This is a genomic window from Kitasatospora sp. NPDC114501, assembly GCF_055633695.1.
The window spans coordinates 174,809-191,103 of the sequence record NZ_JBVKDS010000015.1 but is presented as its reverse complement, the minus strand read 5'-3'; the positions used below and the strand labels follow the sequence as shown (position 1 = coordinate 191,103).

13 protein-coding genes are annotated in these 16,295 nt (G+C 72.9%); 5 read left to right on the top strand and 8 right to left on the bottom strand.

Going from position 1 to position 16,295, the window contains the following annotated elements:
* Positions 1-173: 173 nt before the first annotated feature.
* The 4 genes from ACZ7RU_RS27145 to ACZ7RU_RS27130 form a co-directional block, all read right to left on the bottom strand.
* Positions 174-1,040 carry a branched-chain amino acid ABC transporter permease gene (locus ACZ7RU_RS27145; protein ID WP_470343575.1) on the bottom strand — a complete coding sequence of 289 codons (867 nt, stop codon included), beginning with the start codon at positions 1,038-1,040 and terminating at the stop codon, positions 174-176.
* Positions 1,040-1,804, bottom strand: coding sequence for an ABC transporter ATP-binding protein (locus ACZ7RU_RS27140; protein WP_470343640.1), 765 nt, complete (start codon positions 1,802-1,804; stop codon positions 1,040-1,042). The genes ACZ7RU_RS27145 and ACZ7RU_RS27140 overlap by 1 nt, the downstream gene beginning before the upstream one ends.
* A gap of 95 nt (positions 1,805-1,899) precedes the next feature.
* On the bottom strand, positions 1,900-2,718 hold the full coding sequence (locus ACZ7RU_RS27135; protein ID WP_470343574.1) for an ABC transporter ATP-binding protein: 819 nt from the start codon (positions 2,716-2,718) through the stop codon (positions 1,900-1,902).
* 5 nt (positions 2,719-2,723) lie between these two features.
* Positions 2,724-3,995 carry a substrate-binding domain-containing protein gene (locus ACZ7RU_RS27130; protein WP_470343573.1) on the bottom strand — a complete coding sequence of 424 codons (1,272 nt, stop codon included), beginning with the start codon at positions 3,993-3,995 and terminating at the stop codon, positions 2,724-2,726.
* A gap of 494 nt (positions 3,996-4,489) precedes the next feature.
* On the opposite strand from ACZ7RU_RS27130, the gene ACZ7RU_RS27125 reads away from it, so the two are divergent.
* The 4 genes from ACZ7RU_RS27125 to glxA all read left to right on the top strand — a co-directional run bounded on the left by ACZ7RU_RS27125 (position 4,490) and on the right by glxA (position 10,741).
* On the top strand, positions 4,490-5,251 hold the full coding sequence (locus ACZ7RU_RS27125) for a CoA transferase subunit A (RefSeq protein ID WP_470343572.1): 762 nt from the start codon (positions 4,490-4,492) through the stop codon (positions 5,249-5,251).
* 4 nt (positions 5,252-5,255) lie between these two features.
* Positions 5,256-5,984: a 3-oxoacid CoA-transferase subunit B gene (locus ACZ7RU_RS27120; RefSeq protein ID WP_470343571.1), complete on the top strand. Its 729-nt coding sequence runs from the start codon at positions 5,256-5,258 to the stop codon at positions 5,982-5,984.
* A 620-nt stretch (positions 5,985-6,604) separates the two neighbouring features.
* Positions 6,605-8,701 (top strand): glycosyltransferase family 2 protein, encoded by a 2,097-nt coding sequence (locus ACZ7RU_RS27115; RefSeq protein ID WP_470343570.1) that lies wholly within the window; start codon positions 6,605-6,607, stop codon positions 8,699-8,701.
* Between the two features lie 108 nt (positions 8,702-8,809).
* Complete coding sequence (gene glxA, locus ACZ7RU_RS27110; RefSeq protein ID WP_470343569.1) at positions 8,810-10,741, top strand: radical copper oxidase GlxA; 1,932 nt, start codon at positions 8,810-8,812, stop codon at positions 10,739-10,741.
* A 37-nt stretch (positions 10,742-10,778) separates the two neighbouring features.
* On the opposite strand, the gene ACZ7RU_RS27105 is transcribed toward glxA, so the two are convergent.
* The 4 genes from ACZ7RU_RS27105 to ACZ7RU_RS27090 all read right to left on the bottom strand — a co-directional run bounded on the left by ACZ7RU_RS27105 (position 10,779) and on the right by ACZ7RU_RS27090 (position 14,997).
* Positions 10,779-11,879 carry a glycoside hydrolase family 6 protein gene (locus tag ACZ7RU_RS27105; protein ID WP_470343568.1) on the bottom strand — a complete coding sequence of 367 codons (1,101 nt, stop codon included), beginning with the start codon at positions 11,877-11,879 and terminating at the stop codon, positions 10,779-10,781.
* Between the two features lie 214 nt (positions 11,880-12,093).
* Entirely contained in the window at positions 12,094-12,822 is a 729-nt protein-coding gene (locus ACZ7RU_RS27100) for a uracil-DNA glycosylase (protein ID WP_470343567.1), read from the bottom strand.
* Positions 12,823-12,900: 78 nt separating this feature from the next.
* On the bottom strand, positions 12,901-14,136 hold the full coding sequence (locus ACZ7RU_RS27095) for a low temperature requirement protein A (protein ID WP_470343566.1): 1,236 nt from the start codon (positions 14,134-14,136) through the stop codon (positions 12,901-12,903).
* Positions 14,137-14,217: 81 nt separating this feature from the next.
* Positions 14,218-14,997: an HAD-IIA family hydrolase gene (locus ACZ7RU_RS27090; RefSeq protein WP_470343565.1), complete on the bottom strand. Its 780-nt coding sequence runs from the start codon at positions 14,995-14,997 to the stop codon at positions 14,218-14,220.
* Positions 14,998-15,175: 178 nt separating this feature from the next.
* Between ACZ7RU_RS27090 and ACZ7RU_RS27085 the strand changes: the two genes are divergently transcribed.
* A complete protein-coding gene (locus tag ACZ7RU_RS27085) occupies positions 15,176-16,252 on the top strand; it encodes a Gfo/Idh/MocA family oxidoreductase (RefSeq protein ID WP_470343564.1) in 1,077 nt (358 codons plus the stop codon).
* The last annotated feature ends 43 nt before the right edge of the window (positions 16,253-16,295 follow it).

Genomic DNA, 16,295 nt, shown 5'->3' with positions numbered 1-16,295 from the left:
GGCAAGGCCGGTGTCAGTCCCCCTTGCCACAGTGGCGGTGTCGGCGGAGCTGGTGTCAGTCCCCTCTGCTGGCATGGTGGTCACGGCAGGGCTGGTGTCAGTCCCCCCTGCCGGGACGGCGGCGCTGCGGTCGGCCGCGGGGCCACCGGTGCTCGTGATCGGTGTTTCGGCGCTCACGCGAGCCTCCCGGTGAGTCCACGGGGTCGGACGAGAAGCAGCACGGCGAGCAGGACGACGACCGAGAGGTCGCCGAGCCCGGCGCCGGTGTAGTAGTTGGCGAACTGCTGGACGAGGCCGACGCCCACCGAGGCGACGGCGGCTCCGGTCACGGAGCCCATGCCGCCCATCACCACGACGACGAAGGCGAAGATGAGCAGGCCGGTCCCCTGGCCGGGATTGACCGAACCGAAGTAGAGGCCGCCGAGGGCGCCACCGAGCGCGGCGGCCGCCCCACCGAGGGCGAAGACGAGGGTGAACGCCCTCCGGACGTCGATGCCGAGCGCCGCGACCATCGCCCGGTCCTCGACGCCGGCCCGGACGATCAGCCCGTAGCGGGTGCGGGCGAGGAACAACCGAAGAGTGAGCAGCAACAGTGCGGCGGCGGCCACCAGCACGAGGCGGTTGACCGGGACGGTCGCACCGAGCACGTGCCAGGTGCCGGACAGCAGGTCCGGCTGGGGGAAGGGGCGGGAGTCCGCGCCCCAGATCCCCATCAGCAGGGCGGGTACGGCCAGCCCGACCCCGACGGTGGCAAGGATCTGGTCGCGCGGGCGGCTGTAGAGCGGCCGGATCAGGAAGAGCTCCAGCAGGACGGCGGCGGCCGTCCCGACCAGGGTGCCGAACGGCACCGCCAGCCAGAAGGAGAAGCCGGCCTCGACGCCGGCCCACCAGGTGGCATAGGCGCCGATGGAGAGCAGGGCGCCGTGCGCGAAGTTGAGCACGTCCATCAGACCGAAGATCAGCGACAGACCGGAGGCGACCAGGAAGTACAGCGCACCGAGACCGAGTCCGGTACAGAAAAGGAGGACGACGGTGTCCATCAGGGCTTCACCTCGGCGGTGACGACGGGAGTGGCCGGGGAGGCGGCGGGCCGGGGCCCGCCGGCGAGCGGGTGACGGGAGCCGACGCCGAGCAGGCGGCGTGCGGCCTCCTCGTCGGCCAACAGCTGGGCGGTGTCCCCGCGGTGGGCGGTGCGGCCGTCGGCCAGGACGGCGCAGGCGCCGGCCAGCCGGCGGACGAGGGCGAGGTTCTGCTCGACCAGCAGGACGGGCACGGCCTCGGCCGCACGCGCCAGCACCTCGGCCACCTCGGCGACGATCTTCGGGGCCAGGCCCTTGGTGGGCTCGTCGGCGATGATCAACCGGTTTCGGTTGAGCAGCGTCCGGCCGATCGCCACCATCTGCTGCTGGCCGCCGGAGAGCGTCCCGGCCAACTGTCCGGCCCGCTGCTCGAGTTCGGGGAAGAGCTCGTGGACGAGCGCGTAGTTCGGCTCACCGGCCCCGTCCCCGGTCCCGGCGGCGCGTTCGGCGAGGCGGAGGTTCTCGGCGACCGTGAGGCCGGCGAAGATCCCCCGGTCCTCGGGCGCGTAGCCGATGCCTTGGCGCACGACCAGATGCGTGGGAAGGGAGGAGAGTTCGGTGCCGGAGAGCCGGATGCTTCCGGTGCGCGGCACCAGGCCCATGACGGCCTTGACGGTGGTGGTCTTGCCCGCGCCGTTGCGGCCCAGGAGAGCGGTCACCCCGGCGGGGGCCACGTCGAAGTCGACACCGTGCAGGATGTGCAGCCCGTCGATGACCACCCTCAGATCGCGGACGGAGAGGAGGGGATCGACAGCCGGCGGCTGCGAGGAGGCGGAGTGCGTCGCAGGAGCGGGGCGATGAGCGGAGAACGGAGAGGAGGTCACAACGCCTCACCCAGGTAGGCCTGTTGCACGGTCGGGTCGGCCATCACGGCCTCGGGGGTGTCCAGGGCGAGCAGGGTGCCGTGGTGCATCACCGCCAGCCGGTCGGCCAGACCGAGCAGGACGTCCATGTGGTGCTCGACCATCAGGACGGTCCGGCCCAGGTCACGGTGCACGGAACGGATCAGCGCGGTGAGGGCGGGCACCTCCTCCGCGCTGACACCGGCCATCGGCTCGTCCAGCAGGATCAGCCGGGGCTCGGAGACCAGCAGGACGGCCAGCTCCAGCTTGCGCTTCTCCCCGTGCGAGAGCGCACTGGCCAGGGTGTCCGCGCGGTGGGTGAGATCGGTGCGTTCCAGGGTGTCGGCCAACTGCTGCTCGTAGCGGTCGGCCCGGCGCCAGAGCCGGTACGAGGCACGCGGCCCGGCCGCCGCCTGGGCGGCCAGGCGGACATGGTCGGCGACGGTCATCCCCGGCCAGAGGGAGGAGGTCTGGAAGGTGCGGCCGAGCCCGCGGCGGGCCCTGGCGTGCACCGCCTCGGCGGTGATGTCCGCGCCGTCGAGGTGGAGGCTGCCGTGGGTCGCCGGGTAGATGCCCGAGATCAGGTTGAAGAGGGAGGTCTTGCCGGCGCCGTTGGGCCCGATGAAGGCGATGAACTCGCCTTCGCCGACCGAGAAGGAGACGTCCTCGACGATCGGCACGCCGCGGACGGCCCAGCCGAGCCCGTCCAGACGCAGCACCGGAGAGGAGGACGAGGACGGCGCGGAGGAGGAGGGCGCGGAGGCGACGGAAGGAGTGGAGGCGCTACGGGCGGACATCGGGATCAGCCCGCCATCGGAACGACCGGGGGGGCCGCCTCGTCCGCGGTCAGGGTCTTCTCCACCGAGGGCTTGGCGGCGGCGCCGTTGCCGGTCAGCCGCACCTGGAACATCGGCTGGAGCAGGGCGTGGTCCTCGGCGCGGACCGTGGTCCTTCCCTTCACCCCGTCGAAGCTCCAGCCCTCCAGGGCCTTGACCAGGGCCGACGTGTCGTCGGCGGAGCCGTGGTTGGACTCGACGGCGTGCACGATCATCTGGGCGGCGGTGAAGCCGTCCGGGGTGAAGATGTCCGTCTTCCCTCCGGCGGCGGTGACGGCCTCGGTCATGGCCTTCTCCACCGGGGTGCCGGCGGCACCGTCGAAGTAGTGGTTCAGGAAGGAGATCTTCTCGCCGGCCGGGCCGAACAGCGGGTAGGAGGCGGCCAGGTCGAGGCCGGTGACGACCTTGGTGTCGGCGAACACGTCCTGCTGGTTGAGTGCCGTCCACAGGGCCGAGGCGGTGTCGCCGGCCCAGGCGACGAACAGCAGGTCGGGCTTGGCGGTCTTGGCCTGGGTGGCGAAGGGCGTGAGGTCGGTCGCACTCGGCGGGGCGAGCACCTGGTCGACCGTCGCACCCTCGGCGCCGAGCACCGCCTTCACCGCGGTCACGTTGGCCTGGCCGAAGGCGTTGTCCTGAGCGAGCACGGTGACCTTCCTGCCCTTGGCGTCACCGACGAACGAGGCCGCGGTCCTGATGTCCTGGTAGGACTGGCGGCCGGAACGGAAGGTGTACTTGTTCAGGCCGGTGGCCTTGTCGGCGGCGGCCGGTCCGCTGATGAAGAGCACCTTGTTCTGAGCGGCGATCGGGCCGACCTGGAGGGCCACACCGGAGGCGGTGGAGCCGGCCAGCACCTTGTAGCCCTTGCCGATCAGGTCCTTGGCGGCGGACACCGCCTTGGCCGGGTCACCGGCGTCGTCCTGCTCCTCGAACTCGATCTTGTGTCCGTCGACCGCGCCGGTGCCCTTGGTCGCGTAGCTGAGGCCCGCCTTGAAGCCCTCCAGGTACTGCTTGCCGTAGGCGGCCAGCGGCCCGGTCTTGGAGTACACCAGGCCGACCTTGACCGGGCCCTTCGTCCCGCCGTCCGCCGCGCTCGTCCCGGCCGTACCGGCCTTGGCGCAGCCCGAGGCGAGCAGGACGCAGGCCGCGAGGGCGGCGAGCTTCCGGGCCGGGCCGCCGGTCAGGGAGTCGCCCAGGACGGCGCCGGAGGCGGCCCTGGAGGGGGTTGTCGAGCTGCGCATGGTGACCGACTCCTGAGGTGCGGCGGGGTGATTGCGGGAACCGTAGGTGTGCGGTGGGAGCGGCGACATGTGCCCGGTCGACGCATCAGCCCATCGGGATGTGGCTCCGGCCTCCATACCGTCGGGCCGCCGCCGTCCTCCGGGCGCCCAGGTGTGGTGTACCGACATGGTTCCCCGATCACCCATGGGGGTGGCCGCCATGGCTGAGGCGGCCCCCGGCCGGTGACGGTGGAGCAGCGCGGAGCCCGTCCGGCGGCAGCCACCCCAGCGGCGTGCCCGACCCGGTCCGGCCCAGGCAGGACCCCAGCCCGGCCTGGTGCGGCCACGGGCTCCGCGCGGTTCCCGAGCCCGCCGGCCACCCCTTCCGCCTGCCCTCCCGCCTGCCCCCGACCCTCCCCCTGCCCACTCCCCCCGGCCCCCTCGCACCGCCCGCTCCCTCCCACACGCCCCTCCCCCTCCCACCCCCTCCTCCCACTCCCTCACGAGGTGACCCCTTGGACAAGGTCCTGGACTCCCCCGCCGACGCGGTCGGGGACATCCCCGACGGCGCGGTGCTGGCCGTCGGCGGCTTCGGCCTCTGCGGCATCCCGAGCACGCTGATCGGCGCCCTGGTGGACTCCGGCACCACCGGGCTGCGGGTGGTCTCGAACAACTGCGGGGTGGACGACTGGGGGCTGGGCCTGCTGCTGCGGGCGGGCCGGATCGCCCGGATGACCTCCTCGTACGTCGGGGAGAACAAGGAGTTCGCCCGGCAGTACCTCTCCGGCGAACTGGAGGTGGAACTGACCCCGCAGGGCACGCTGGCCGAGCGGCTGCGGGCCGGCGGAGCCGGAATCCCGGCGTTCTTCACCCCGGCCGGGGTCGGCACCCAGATCGAGGAGGGCGGGCTGCCCTGGCGCTACGCGGCCGACGGCTCGGTGGCCCTGGCCTCCCCGCCGAAGGAGGTCCGCGAGTTCGGCGGCCGCCGGTACCTGCTGGAGGAGGCGATCACTGCGGACTTCGCGCTGATCCGGGCCGAGGTGGCGGACCGGCACGGCAACTGCGTGTTCCACGCCGCCGCCCGGAACTTCAACCCGCTCTGCGCGACGGCGGGCCGGATCACCCTGGTCGAGGCGGACCGGATCGTCGAGCCGGGCGAACTCCCTCCGGACGCGGTGCACCTGCCCGGGGTGTACGTCGACCGGGTGGTGGCCGCCGACCCCCGGGACCGCCGCGTCGAGCGCCGGACCGTCCGCCCCGCACTCCAGGAGGCCTGACCCGATGCCCACCGAGACCGCCGCCCCCACCGCAACCACCCCGGCCCCGCCCCCGGCCGTCGCCGAGGTCCCCGCCACCGCCACCGCCACCGCCACCGCCCTCGACCCGCGCAACGCCCTGGCCGCCCGCGCCGCGCGCGAGTTGCGCGACGGCCAGTACGTGAACCTGGGCATCGGCCTGCCGACCCTGATCCCCGACCACCTTCCGCCGGGCGTCGAGGTGGTGCTGCACTCGGAGAACGGCGTCCTCGGCGTCGGCCCGTACCCGGAGGAGGGCGCCGAGCACGCCGACCTGATCAACGCCGGGAAGGAGACGGTGACGGTCGCGCCCGGTGCCTCGTACTTCGACTCCGCCTTCTCCTTCGGCATGATCCGGGCCGGGCGGATCGACGTCTCGGTGCTCGGTGCGATGCAGGTGTCGGCCGCCGGGGACCTCGCCAACTGGATGATCCCCGGCAAAATGGTCAAGGGCATGGGCGGCGCGATGGACCTGGTGCACGGGGCCCGTCGGCTGATCGTGGTGATGGAGCACACCGCCCGGGACGGCTCGCCGAAGATCGTCGAGAATCTGTCGCTTCCGGCTACTGGCCGGAGAGTTGTGGACCGGATCGTCACGGACCTCGCGGTGGTCGACGTGACCCCGGAGGGGCTACGGGTGGTGGAGACGGCGCCGGGCGTGGACTTCGCGACGGTGCAGGCGGCGACCGGCGCACCCCTGCTGCCCCCGCTCTGACCAGCCCAGTCCCAGGAGCCCGAACCCCGCCCGAACCCAACACGGCCCCAACACGGCCCCAACACGGCCCCAACACGGCCCAGCACGGCCCAGCACGGCCCAGCACGGACGGCCGGATCGCCCCGAAGGCGGTCCGGCCGTCCCGTTGCCTCCGCGCCCGCCTCCACCACCGCCCTCCTCCGCTTCCGAGTTCCACCGATCCGCCCGACCGGAACGAATTCGCCGCAATAGCACCCGCACCCGCCGGATTGGCCGGGAACCACGGCATCTTCATGCCTGGGCGGCGGCGATCTCCCGGATTGGTTGCGATCACCGTTGCGCTCAGGGAGAGTTGAGGCGGCCAAGGATCCCGACGTGCCCGGAGGGGAAGCTGGAGAGTGCATCGGGATCCCGGATTCGAGGCCGCCCTACCGCCGTACAACCGAACCGGCCGCACACGCCGAAATTTGCTGGACAGCCCGGAAACCGCCGGAGAACCGCAGTTCACCGGGTCGCGTGTCGGCTGATTCCGACCGGTTCCCCCTGTTCCGCCCCGGACGGCTCCGAGTCGAGGCAAGCCCACGCAGAAGCCGAGCCAGCCGAGCGAGGCGCACACGTCTCGAACTCCGGGGGGAGTAGCTATGACCATGCCGTTCTCGCGACGAAAGGGCGTCGGAACGGCCCACGGGCGAGGTGCCGGGCAGCTGGAGGAGGCCGCCCTGAGCGACGTTCCCGTACCCGAAGCCCCTTACGACTACGGTCACTTCAGCCGTCTCGCGGGCCCGGCCCACGACCCGGACGAGGACGACGACCTCGGCGGCGGCGTCTACTGGCCCGAACCGGCCACGTCGTACGTGCCCGCCTCACCCAGCACCGCCTCACCCAGCACCGCCGCGCACGTACCCACCCCGCACGACCCCGCCCCGTACGAGCCACCGCCCGAAACCCCGTACCGCGTGCGGTACCGCAGCCTGCTGCGCCGCGAGCCGCACCGGATCCGCGCCGCCCTGCTGCTGACGGCCGCCCCCGTGGTGGAGGCGGTGCTGCTGGTCTGGCTGCTGCTGCCGGAGCACTGGCCCGAGCGACTGGACGAGACGAACGGCCTGGTGCTGCTCGGCGACAAGGTGATGATCGGCATCATCGCCGTCGTCGAGGTGTTCCGGCTGGTCAACGTCGTCTCCAACACCCACGCCACGCTGGTCGCCCGCGATCCGGTCCCGGTGACACCCGAGCCCGGCACCCGGGTCGCCTTCCTCACCACCTGCGTGCCGGGCAAGGAGCCGCCGGAGATGGTCCGGGCCACCCTCACCGCGGCCCGCGCCGTACGGCACGACGGCCCGTACGACGTCTGGCTGTTGGACGAGGGAAACGATCCTGCAATGCAGGCGCTCTGCACCGCGCTGGGCGTACACCACTTCAGTCGCGCCGGCCGGCCGCACTGGAACCGGCCGAAGGGCAGGTTCCGCGCCGGGACCAAGCACGGCAACTACAACGCCTGGCTCCAGGCCCACGGCGACGACTACGAGTTCTGGGTGTCCGTGGACACCGACCACGTTCCGCTGCCGGACTTCTGCGAGCGGATGCTCGGCTACTTCCGCGACCCCGACGTGGCATTCGTGGTCGGGCCCCAGGTGTACGGGAACTACCGCAGCTCCGGTTCGGCCGTCACCAAATTCTCCGAGAGCCAGCAGTACCTCTTCCACGCCCTCATCCAACGCGCCGGAAACCGTTACGGCGCGCCCATGTTCGTGGGCACCAACAACGCCGTCAGAATCCGCGCACTCCAGTCGATCGGCGGGTTGTACGACTCCGTCACCGAGGACATGGCGACCGGTCTGGAGTTCCACCGGAGCCGAAACCCGCGGACCGGGGAACGCTGGAAGTCCGTGTACACCCCGGACGTGCTCGCGGTGGGCGAAGGGCCGTCCTCCTGGACCGACTTCTTCTCCCAGCAACTGCGCTGGAGCCGCGGCACCTACGAGACCCTGCTCACCCAGTACTGGCGGGTGCTGTGGCGGCTGTCGCCCGGGCGGCTGCTCAACTACTCGCTGATGGTGGGCTTCTACCCGATGGCGGCGCTCACCTGGCTGCTCGGCGGTCTGTCCAGCGTGCTCTACCTGGGCTTCGGCGCCTCGGGCGTGCACGTCTCCTCGGAGATCTGGATGATGCTCTACAGCGACGCCGCCGCGCTCCAACTCCTCCTCTACACCTGGAACCGCAAGCACAACGTGAGCCCGCACGAGCCGGCCGGCTCCTCGGGGGTCGCCGGCATGGCGATGTCGGCGCTCTGCGGTCCGATCTACGCGGCCTCGCTGCTCCAGGCACTGGTGCGCCGCCGCAGCCGCTTCGTGGTGACGCCGAAGGGCCGCTCGGCCAGTACCGACCGGTTCGGCACCTTCCGCTTCCACCTGTTCTGGACCCTGGTGTTCGGCGGCGCGATCACCGCCTCCTACTTCACCGGCTACGACCACGCCGCGATGCGCACCTGGGCCTGGATCGCCCTGGCGCTCACCCTCCTGCCGGTCCTGATCAGCGCCGGCGACGCCGTCCGCCGCCGCCGGACCCGCCCCACTGCCACCCTCACCGTCACCGGCGGCCCGACGGCGGCTCCGAGGGTCGTCCTGGAGAAGCGCCGCCCGCGCCACGCCCGCGACTCTCGAGCCGCCAGGCCCACCGACCCGGCACAGCCCGTACGGACCGCACCCGACCACGCCCGCAGCGGCACGCCCTCCCACTGAACAGCACCGCCCACCGACCAGCACCGCCCACCGACCAGCACCGCCCACCGACCAGTACCAGAGCCGCCCCGCCCCGCCCCCGACCACCTCCCGAGGGGAGCACCCACCGTGAAGATCCACAAGGCCGGCCGCACCAAGCGCCTCGCCCTCGGCAGCACCGTCGCGCTGACCGTGGCCGGGATGAACGCACCGGCCGTCCTCGGCTTCGCCTCCGAGCAGTACCACCACTACGTGATCAACCGCCCCGAGTACAAGGCGCGGTACGGCCACTGGCAGACCCTGTCGCTGCCCGCCGAGTTCCGGGTGAACGCCGTGCACGCGACCCTGCTGCGCACCGGCAAGGTCCTGATCGTGGCGGGCTCCGGCAACGACGAGAAGCAGTTCAATGCGGGCACCTTCAAGAGCCTGCTCTGGGACCCGGCCGGGAACACCTACAAGATGGTCCCCACCCCGGCGGACATGTTCTGCGGCGGCCACACCTCGCTGCCGGACGGCCGCGTCCTGGTGGCCGGCGGCACCCAGCGCTACGAGAAGCTGGCCGGCGCCGTGAAGAAGGCGGCCGGCATCATGCGGGTGCGCAACGAGAGCCCGGAGCGCGACCGGACCTTCCCGAAGGGCACCGTCTTCGTCTCCCCGAACGGCCACGAGTACGCCAGCACCGGCCCGGTGACCGTCCCGGCCGCGACCAAGACCGGCTCCGGCGAGCAGACGGTGGTCACCGCCGGGGAGCAGCACGTGTACGTGGAGGCGGTCGGCCCGGGTCCGGACTACGTCTCCGGCTCCCCCGCCCAGTACCGGATCAAGGGCCTGAGCGGCACCGACGCCCACAACCTGTACGGGCAGAACGAGAAGCTCACCCTGGACAAACAGGAGTACCAGGGCATCCGCTCGGCCTTCGAGTTCAACCCGGACACCGAGCTGTACGAGCCGGTCACCGACATGGCCCACGCCCGCTGGTACCCGACGCTGACCGGGCTGGGCGACGGCCGGGTGGTCACCGTCTCCGGGCTGGACGACACCGGGGAGATCCTCGACGGCAACGACAACGAGATCTACGACCCGAAGAGCAAGTCCTGGTCCAAGGGCCCCGACCACTACTTCCCGACCTACCCGGCGATCTTCCTCACCGCCTCCGGCAAGCTCTTCTACTCGGGCTCCAACGGCGGCTACGGCCCCGGCGACAAGGGCCGCGAGCCCGGCGTGTGGGACCTGGCGAACGGGGCCTTCCAGCCCGTCCCCGGCCTTCGCGACCCGGGCCTCACCGAGACCTCCTCCTCGGTGCTGCTGCCGCCCGCGCAGGCGCAGAAGGTGATGGTGCTCGGCGGCGGCGGTGTCGGCGAGTCGCCGCTGTCCACGGCCCGCACCGACATCGCGGACCTCTCCTCCGCCGCCCCCGCCTTCACCCCGGGCCCGGACCTGCCGGCCGGCGGCACCCGCTACCTCAACAGCGTGATCCTCCCGGACGACACCGTCTTCACCACCGGCGGCTCCAGCGGCTACCGCGGCCGGGGCGACAGCGACCTGCTCAAGGCGCAGGTGTACCACCCGGACACCAACAGCTTCAGCACCGCCGCCGAGCCGACCGTGGGCCGCGACTACCACTCCGAGGCGCTGCTGCTGCCGGACGGCCGGGTCGCCGTGCTGGGCTCCAACCCGCTCTTCGCGGACAAGGCCGAGACCCAGCCGGGCGGCTTCGAGCAGCGCATCGAGATCTGGACCCCGCCGTACCTGTACCACGGCGACCGCCCGCAGGTAGGGGCCGTTCCGGAGTCGGCCAGGCTCGGCGGCACCGTCACCGTCGGGACGGCTCGGCCGGAGGCGGTCGCCACCGCCAAGCTGATCAGGCCGAGTTCGGTCACCCACGTGACGGACGTCGAGCAGCGCTCGGTGGCCCTGGACCTCGCCGGACGGACGGCGGACGGCGTCTCGCTCACCCTGCCCGGCAACCCCGACCTGCTGCCGCCGGGCTGGTACATGCTGTTCCTGACGGACGCCGCCGGAACCCCGTCGGTCGCCCGCTGGATCCAGGTCACCGCCTGACGCCCGGGCACCGGCCCGGACGCGGACGCGGGCCGCCTCAGCGCGCCGTCTGCGCCAGCCCCAGCGCGTACGGCAGCCAGAACTCGCCCGCCCGGGGCTCGCCCCGGCCGCAGTCGCCGTCCGACTCCCCCGGGTTCTTGATCCACAGGTAGGCGTCCACCCCGGGCCGGCCGGTCTCGGTGGTCGGCCGCTCGCCGAGCGCCCGCCCGGACGGGTTGCACCAGGCGTCGCCGCCCAGCGCGCCGTTGCCGCTGCGGCTGGTGTCGATGACGAAGTTCTTCCCGCCCAGGGCCGCGGAGAGCCTGGCGCCGTACGCCGCGTTCCGGTCGGTGTCGTAGAAGTTGGCGACGTTCACGGCGAAGCCGTCCGCCGCCGCGATGCCCGACTTGCGCAGGGCCGTTGCCAGTTCCTCCGGGTCCTGGGCCCAGCCGGGGTTGCCCGCGTCCAGGTAGACCCGCGCGTTCGGGTTCTTCTTCAGCTCCTGGACGGCGAACGCCAGCAGGCCGTACCGCTCGGCGGCCAGGTCGCCCTTGATCCCGCAGCTGTCCAGGGTGTGCGCGACGGCGTCCGGCTCCAGCACCACCCACGCCTTGCGGTCGCCGAGGGCCTGGGCGACGCCGGTGATCCAGGCCCGGTAGGCGGCCGCGTCGGGGGCGCCGCCGGCCGAGTACTGGCCGCAGTCGCGGTGCGGGATGTCGTACGCGACGAAGACCGCCGTCCGGCCCGCCTCGGTGGCCCGCCGGCTCACCTGCTCGGCGATCTCCTTGGCGCCCTGCTCGCCGAGCCACTGGGAGGAGGGCTGGGCGGCGATCCGCAGCAGTGTGTCGGCCTCCGCCGTCCGGCCCTGGCCGCGCAGCGCGGTCACCTGGTGGGCGGCGTTGGTCCGGTCGGAGACGTAGAAGGTCTGTCCGGGGAGCTGCGCCAGGGCCCCGTCCGCACTCGGGCCGCCGACCGCGCCGGCACCCGAGCTACCGGGTCCGCCCGCACCCGGGCCGCCGGCCGCCGCCGGGCCCTGGCCCTGGCCCTGGCCCTGGCCCGCCGGAGCGGCGCCCGGTGCGCCACCGCCCGTCGATCCGCTGCACCCGGACACGGCCGCCAGCACCACCCCGGCCAGCAGCGCTGCCGCGGCCCCCCGCAACGTCCCTGTCCGCCCCAGCCCGCGCACGTACCGCCCCTCCCCGGGACCGGTCCGGCGACCGGTCGGCACCAGCTAAGCACACCGGGAACCGGCCGACTGCCACCGCCGGTGAACGGCAAGTGGCCGTGGGCGGACGGGACATCGAACCCGTCCGGCCCACGGCCACCGGCGCTCAGAACTCGGGGAGCACCGCCCGGGGCGCTCCCGCCGAGGCTCAGGCCTCCTTGAGGTTCGGCACCCGCCAGTCGATCGACTCGCCGCCGAAGGAGTCCAGCGCGGCGTTGATCTGCGAGAACGGACGGCTGCCGAAGAACAGCTTGGCCGACAGCGGCGACGGGTGCGCCCCCTGCACCACCACGTGCCTGGTGGTGTCGATCAGCGGCAGCTTCTTCTTCGCGTAGTTGCCCCACAGCACGAAGACGACCGGCTCCTCGCGGTCGCTCACCGCCTTGATCACCGCGTCGGTGAACTTCTCCCAGCCCTTCGCCTTGTGCGAGTTGGCCTCGTGCGCGCGGACCGTGAGCACCGCGTTGAGCAGCAGCACGCCCTGCTCGGCCCAGTGCATCAGGTAGCCGTTGTCCGGGGCCGGGATGCCCAGGTCGGCGTCCAGCTCCTTGAAGATGTTGCGCAGCGACGGCGGCGTCTTCGTGCCCGGCAGCACCGAGAAGCTCATGCCGTGGGCCTGGCCGTTGTCGTGGTAAGGGTCCTGGCCGAGCACGAGCACCCGGACCTTGTCGTACGGGGTGGCCTCCAGCGCGGCGAACTCCTGGCCGCTCGGGGGGAACACCTCGTGCTCCGCGCGCTGGGCCGCCACGAACGCAGCCAGCTCGGCGAAGTACGGCTTCTCCACCTCGGCGCCCAGCACCCCGCGCCAGGACTCGGGCAGCTCCAGCCCGCCGCCCGCGCCGGCCTCGACCACGCCCGCCTCGACCGTGTCCGTCACGACATCTACCTCCCACACCGCGGCTGCTGCGCCGCACGCCCTCTTGCACCCCGAACGCTACACAGCCCCACCGACAACTCACTCCCCCGGAGCGGTTTCCGGACTCCGGACGGCGGCCACCGCCCGCCCCGCTCCCGGATCCACTTCCCGACCCGCTCCCCGGCCTTCTTCCCGACCCGCTCCCGGACCCGCTTCCCGCTCCACTCCCCGCCGCTCCACCCGCAGGTGCTCCACCACGTTGAGCGCCACCAGCAGCACCGCGAGCACCAGCAGCACCACCAGCGCCGGCAGCCGCACCATCGCGGGCAGCAGCGCCAGCACCACCCCCGCCGCGGCGATCCGGGTCGCCGCGACCTGACGGAACATCATCCAGCGCGTGTAGCCGAAGGTCAGCAGGTACAGCCCGCACCCGCCGTACAGCAGCGCCACCGGACCCGCGCCGAGCGCCCGCCGCGGGTCCGCGACCGTCTCCCCGAAGCCGACCGCCACCCCGATCACCCCGGCGGCCAGGGCCAGGTGCCCGTACTGGAAGACCCGCCGGACCAGGTCCCGGCGCGAGTCGGCGATCACCACGGCGTGCCGCATGGCGTCCGCCGCGTACACGAAGTACTGCCACCACAGGCCCACCGAGATGGTGAACGCGACCGCCACCGTGGCGAGTTCGGCCGCGTCCAGCCGGGCCGCGGCCGCCGTGCCGCCGATCCCGACGACCGACTCGCCGAGCACCACCAGCAGGAACAGCGCGAACCGCTCCGGCATGTGCGCCGGGTGGTACGCCACCACCGCGAGCCGCCGCCGGAACACCAGCGGCGCGGCCAGGTCGCCGAGCGCGGCCACCGCCCACAGCGCGAGCCGCGGCCCCTCCGGCAGCAGCCCGCCCGCCACCAGCAGCGGGCCGCTGACCAGCACGCCCACCCCGTACGGCCCGCGCCACGCGCCCGGGATGCGGACCACCAGGAGCAGCAGCACCATCCGGGCCAGCCAGTACGCGGCGCCGAGCAGCACGCCCCGCCCGCCGTACGCGCCCGGGACCGCCAGCGCCATGAACAGGCCGGCCAGCCCGACCAGCAGGATGCCCAGCCGGTCCCGCAGGTTGTCCACGTCCCGGATGTTGGCCTGCACGGTGGTGCCCACCCAGCACCAGTACACCGGCACGAACACCACCAGCGCCCGGACCAGCCCGGCCATGTCGTGGTGATGGTGCAGCAGCCCGGACACCTGGGTGATCGCGAAGACGAACACCAGGTCGAAGTAGAGCTCCGCCCAGGTGACCCGCTTCTCCCCCGGCCCCCGCGCTTCCTCCGTGATGTCCATCCGCCCGGCCCTCCCCGTAGGTACGAAGCGGCCCCGCCCCGGCGACCGGCCGGAACGGGGCCCACGACAGCACCGCAGAGGCTAGACCAGCTCGACCAGGTCCGCGATCGACTTGACCACCCGGGTCGGCCGGTACGGGAAGCGCTCCACGTCCGCGGCCGAGGTCAGGCCGGTGAGCACCAGGATGGTCTCCATGCCGGCCTCCATGCCCGCGACGATGTCGGTGTCCATCCGGTCGCCGATCATCACCGCCGTCTCGGAGTGGGCACCGGCGGTGTTCAGCGCCTCGCGCATCATCAGCGGGTTGGGCTTGCCGACGAAGTACGGCTCCACCCCGGTCGCCTTGGTGATCAGGGCCGCGACCGAGCCGGTGGCCGGCAGCACGCCCTCGGTGGAGGGGCCGGTCTCGTCCGGGTTGGTGCAGATGAACCGGGCGCCCTGGTTGATCAGGCGGATCGCCTTGGTGAGCGCCTCGAAGGAGTAGGTGCGGGTCTCGCCGAGCACCACGTAGTCGGGGTTGTTGTCGGTCAGCACGTAACCGGCCTGGTACAGCGCGGTGGTGAGCCCCGCCTCGCCGATCACGTACGCGGTCCCCCGCGGCCGCTGGGTCTTGAGGAAACTGGCCGTGGCCAGCGCGGAGGTCCAGATGCACTCCTCCGGCACCTCCAGACCCATCCCGGCGAGCCGGGCGCTGAGGTCGCGCGGGGTGTAGATGGAGTTGTTGGTGAGGACCAGGAAGGGCTTGCCGGACTCCCGCAGCCTGCGCAGGAACTCCTCCGCACCGGGGATCGGCGTGCCCTCGTGGATGAGGACCCCGTCCATGTCGGTCAGCCAGGACTCGATGGGCTTGCGCTCTGCCACGTGCGTGTCTCCCGAAGTGTTGCAGCGTCTTGCGAAATACGAGGGCCCTGACGCGGCACAGCCTAATCCGCCCGCCTGGCCGGGAACAGGACGTCCCGCCCACCGGGACGCGGCCTCCCGGCGGCGGGCGTTCCGTCGAAACCGGGAGCAACCGGGCGCCTCGTGATTGAGTAGGCGCATGAACCCGCAGACGACCCCCGGTCCTTTCCGCGTCGGCCTGATCGGCTACGGCCTGGCCGGCTCCGCGTTCCACGCGCCGCTGATCGCCACCACGCCGGGGCTGCGGCTGGACGCCGTGGTCACCGCCAACCCCGAGCGGCGCGCCCAGCTGGCGCGGGAGCACCCCGACGCCCGCGCCGTGGACACCCCCGAGCAGCTGCTCGCCGACCCGGACGCGCTCGACCTGGTCGTCATCGCCTCGCCGAACCGCACCCACGCGCCGCTCGCCCGCGCCGCCCTGCGGGCCGGCCTGGCCACCGTGGTGGACAAGCCGCTGGCCGGCACCGCCGCCGAGGCGCTGGAGCTGTGCCGGCTCGCCGAGGAGCGGGGCGTGCTGCTCTCGGTCTTCCACAACCGGCGCTGGGACGGCGACTTCCTGACCGCGAGCCGGCTGGTGCGCGGCGGCGCGCTCGGCCGGGTGCACCGCTTCGAGTCCCGCTTCGAGCGCTTCCGCCCCAAGCCCAAGCCGGGCTGGCGGGAGCTGGCCGACCCGGCCGAGGTCGGCGGCACCCTGTACGACCTGGGCAGCCACCTGGTCGACCAGGCGCTCACCCTGTTCGGGCCGGTCGAGACGGTGTACGCGGAGATCGACGTGCGGCGCGACGGAGCGGTGGTGGACGACGACGCCTTCCTGGCCCTCAACCACGCCTCCGGCACCCGCTCGCACCTGTGGACCAGCGCCGTCACCCCGCTGATCGGCCCCCGGCTGCGGGTGCTCGGGGACACCGCCGGCTACGTCAAGCCGGGCATGGACCCGCAGGAGGCCGACCTGCGGGCGGGCCTGCGCCCGGACGGCACCCGCCCCTGGGGCGCCGACCAGCCCTCGCACTACGGGACCCTCGGCACCGACGAGTCCGCGATCTCGCTGCCGACCGAGCCGGGCGACTACCCCGCCTTCTACACGGGCGTCGCCGCCGCCCTGGCCACCCCGGGCACCCCGCCCCCGGTCGACCCGCGCGACGCGGTGGCCGCCCTGGCCGTACTGGAGGCCGCCCGCGCCTCCGCGGCGACCGGGACGGCGGTCCGCCTGGGCTGACCGGGGTCCGGGTCCGGGGTCCGGGCAGGACGGGACCGCCGCC

What these genes read in the sequence shown, in the direction of transcription:
- ACZ7RU_RS27145 (WP_470343575.1), bottom strand. Translation starts at nt 1,040, where the DNA reads ATGGACACCGTCGTCCTCCTTTTCTGTACCGGACTCGGTCTCGGTGCG.
- ACZ7RU_RS27135 (WP_470343574.1), bottom strand. Translation starts at nt 2,718, where the DNA reads ATGTCCGCCCGTAGCGCCTCCACTCCTTCCGTCGCCTCCGCGCCCTCC.
- ACZ7RU_RS27095 (WP_470343566.1), bottom strand. Translation starts at nt 14,136, where the DNA reads ATGGACATCACGGAGGAAGCGCGGGGGCCGGGGGAGAAGCGGGTCACC.
- ACZ7RU_RS27130 (WP_470343573.1), bottom strand. Translation starts at nt 3,995, where the DNA reads ATGCGCAGCTCGACAACCCCCTCCAGGGCCGCCTCCGGCGCCGTCCTG.
- ACZ7RU_RS27120 (WP_470343571.1), top strand. Translation starts at nt 5,256, where the DNA reads ATGCCCACCGAGACCGCCGCCCCCACCGCAACCACCCCGGCCCCGCCC.
- ACZ7RU_RS27085 (WP_470343564.1), top strand. Translation starts at nt 15,176, where the DNA reads ATGAACCCGCAGACGACCCCCGGTCCTTTCCGCGTCGGCCTGATCGGC.
- ACZ7RU_RS27115 (WP_470343570.1), top strand. Translation starts at nt 6,605, where the DNA reads ATGACCATGCCGTTCTCGCGACGAAAGGGCGTCGGAACGGCCCACGGG.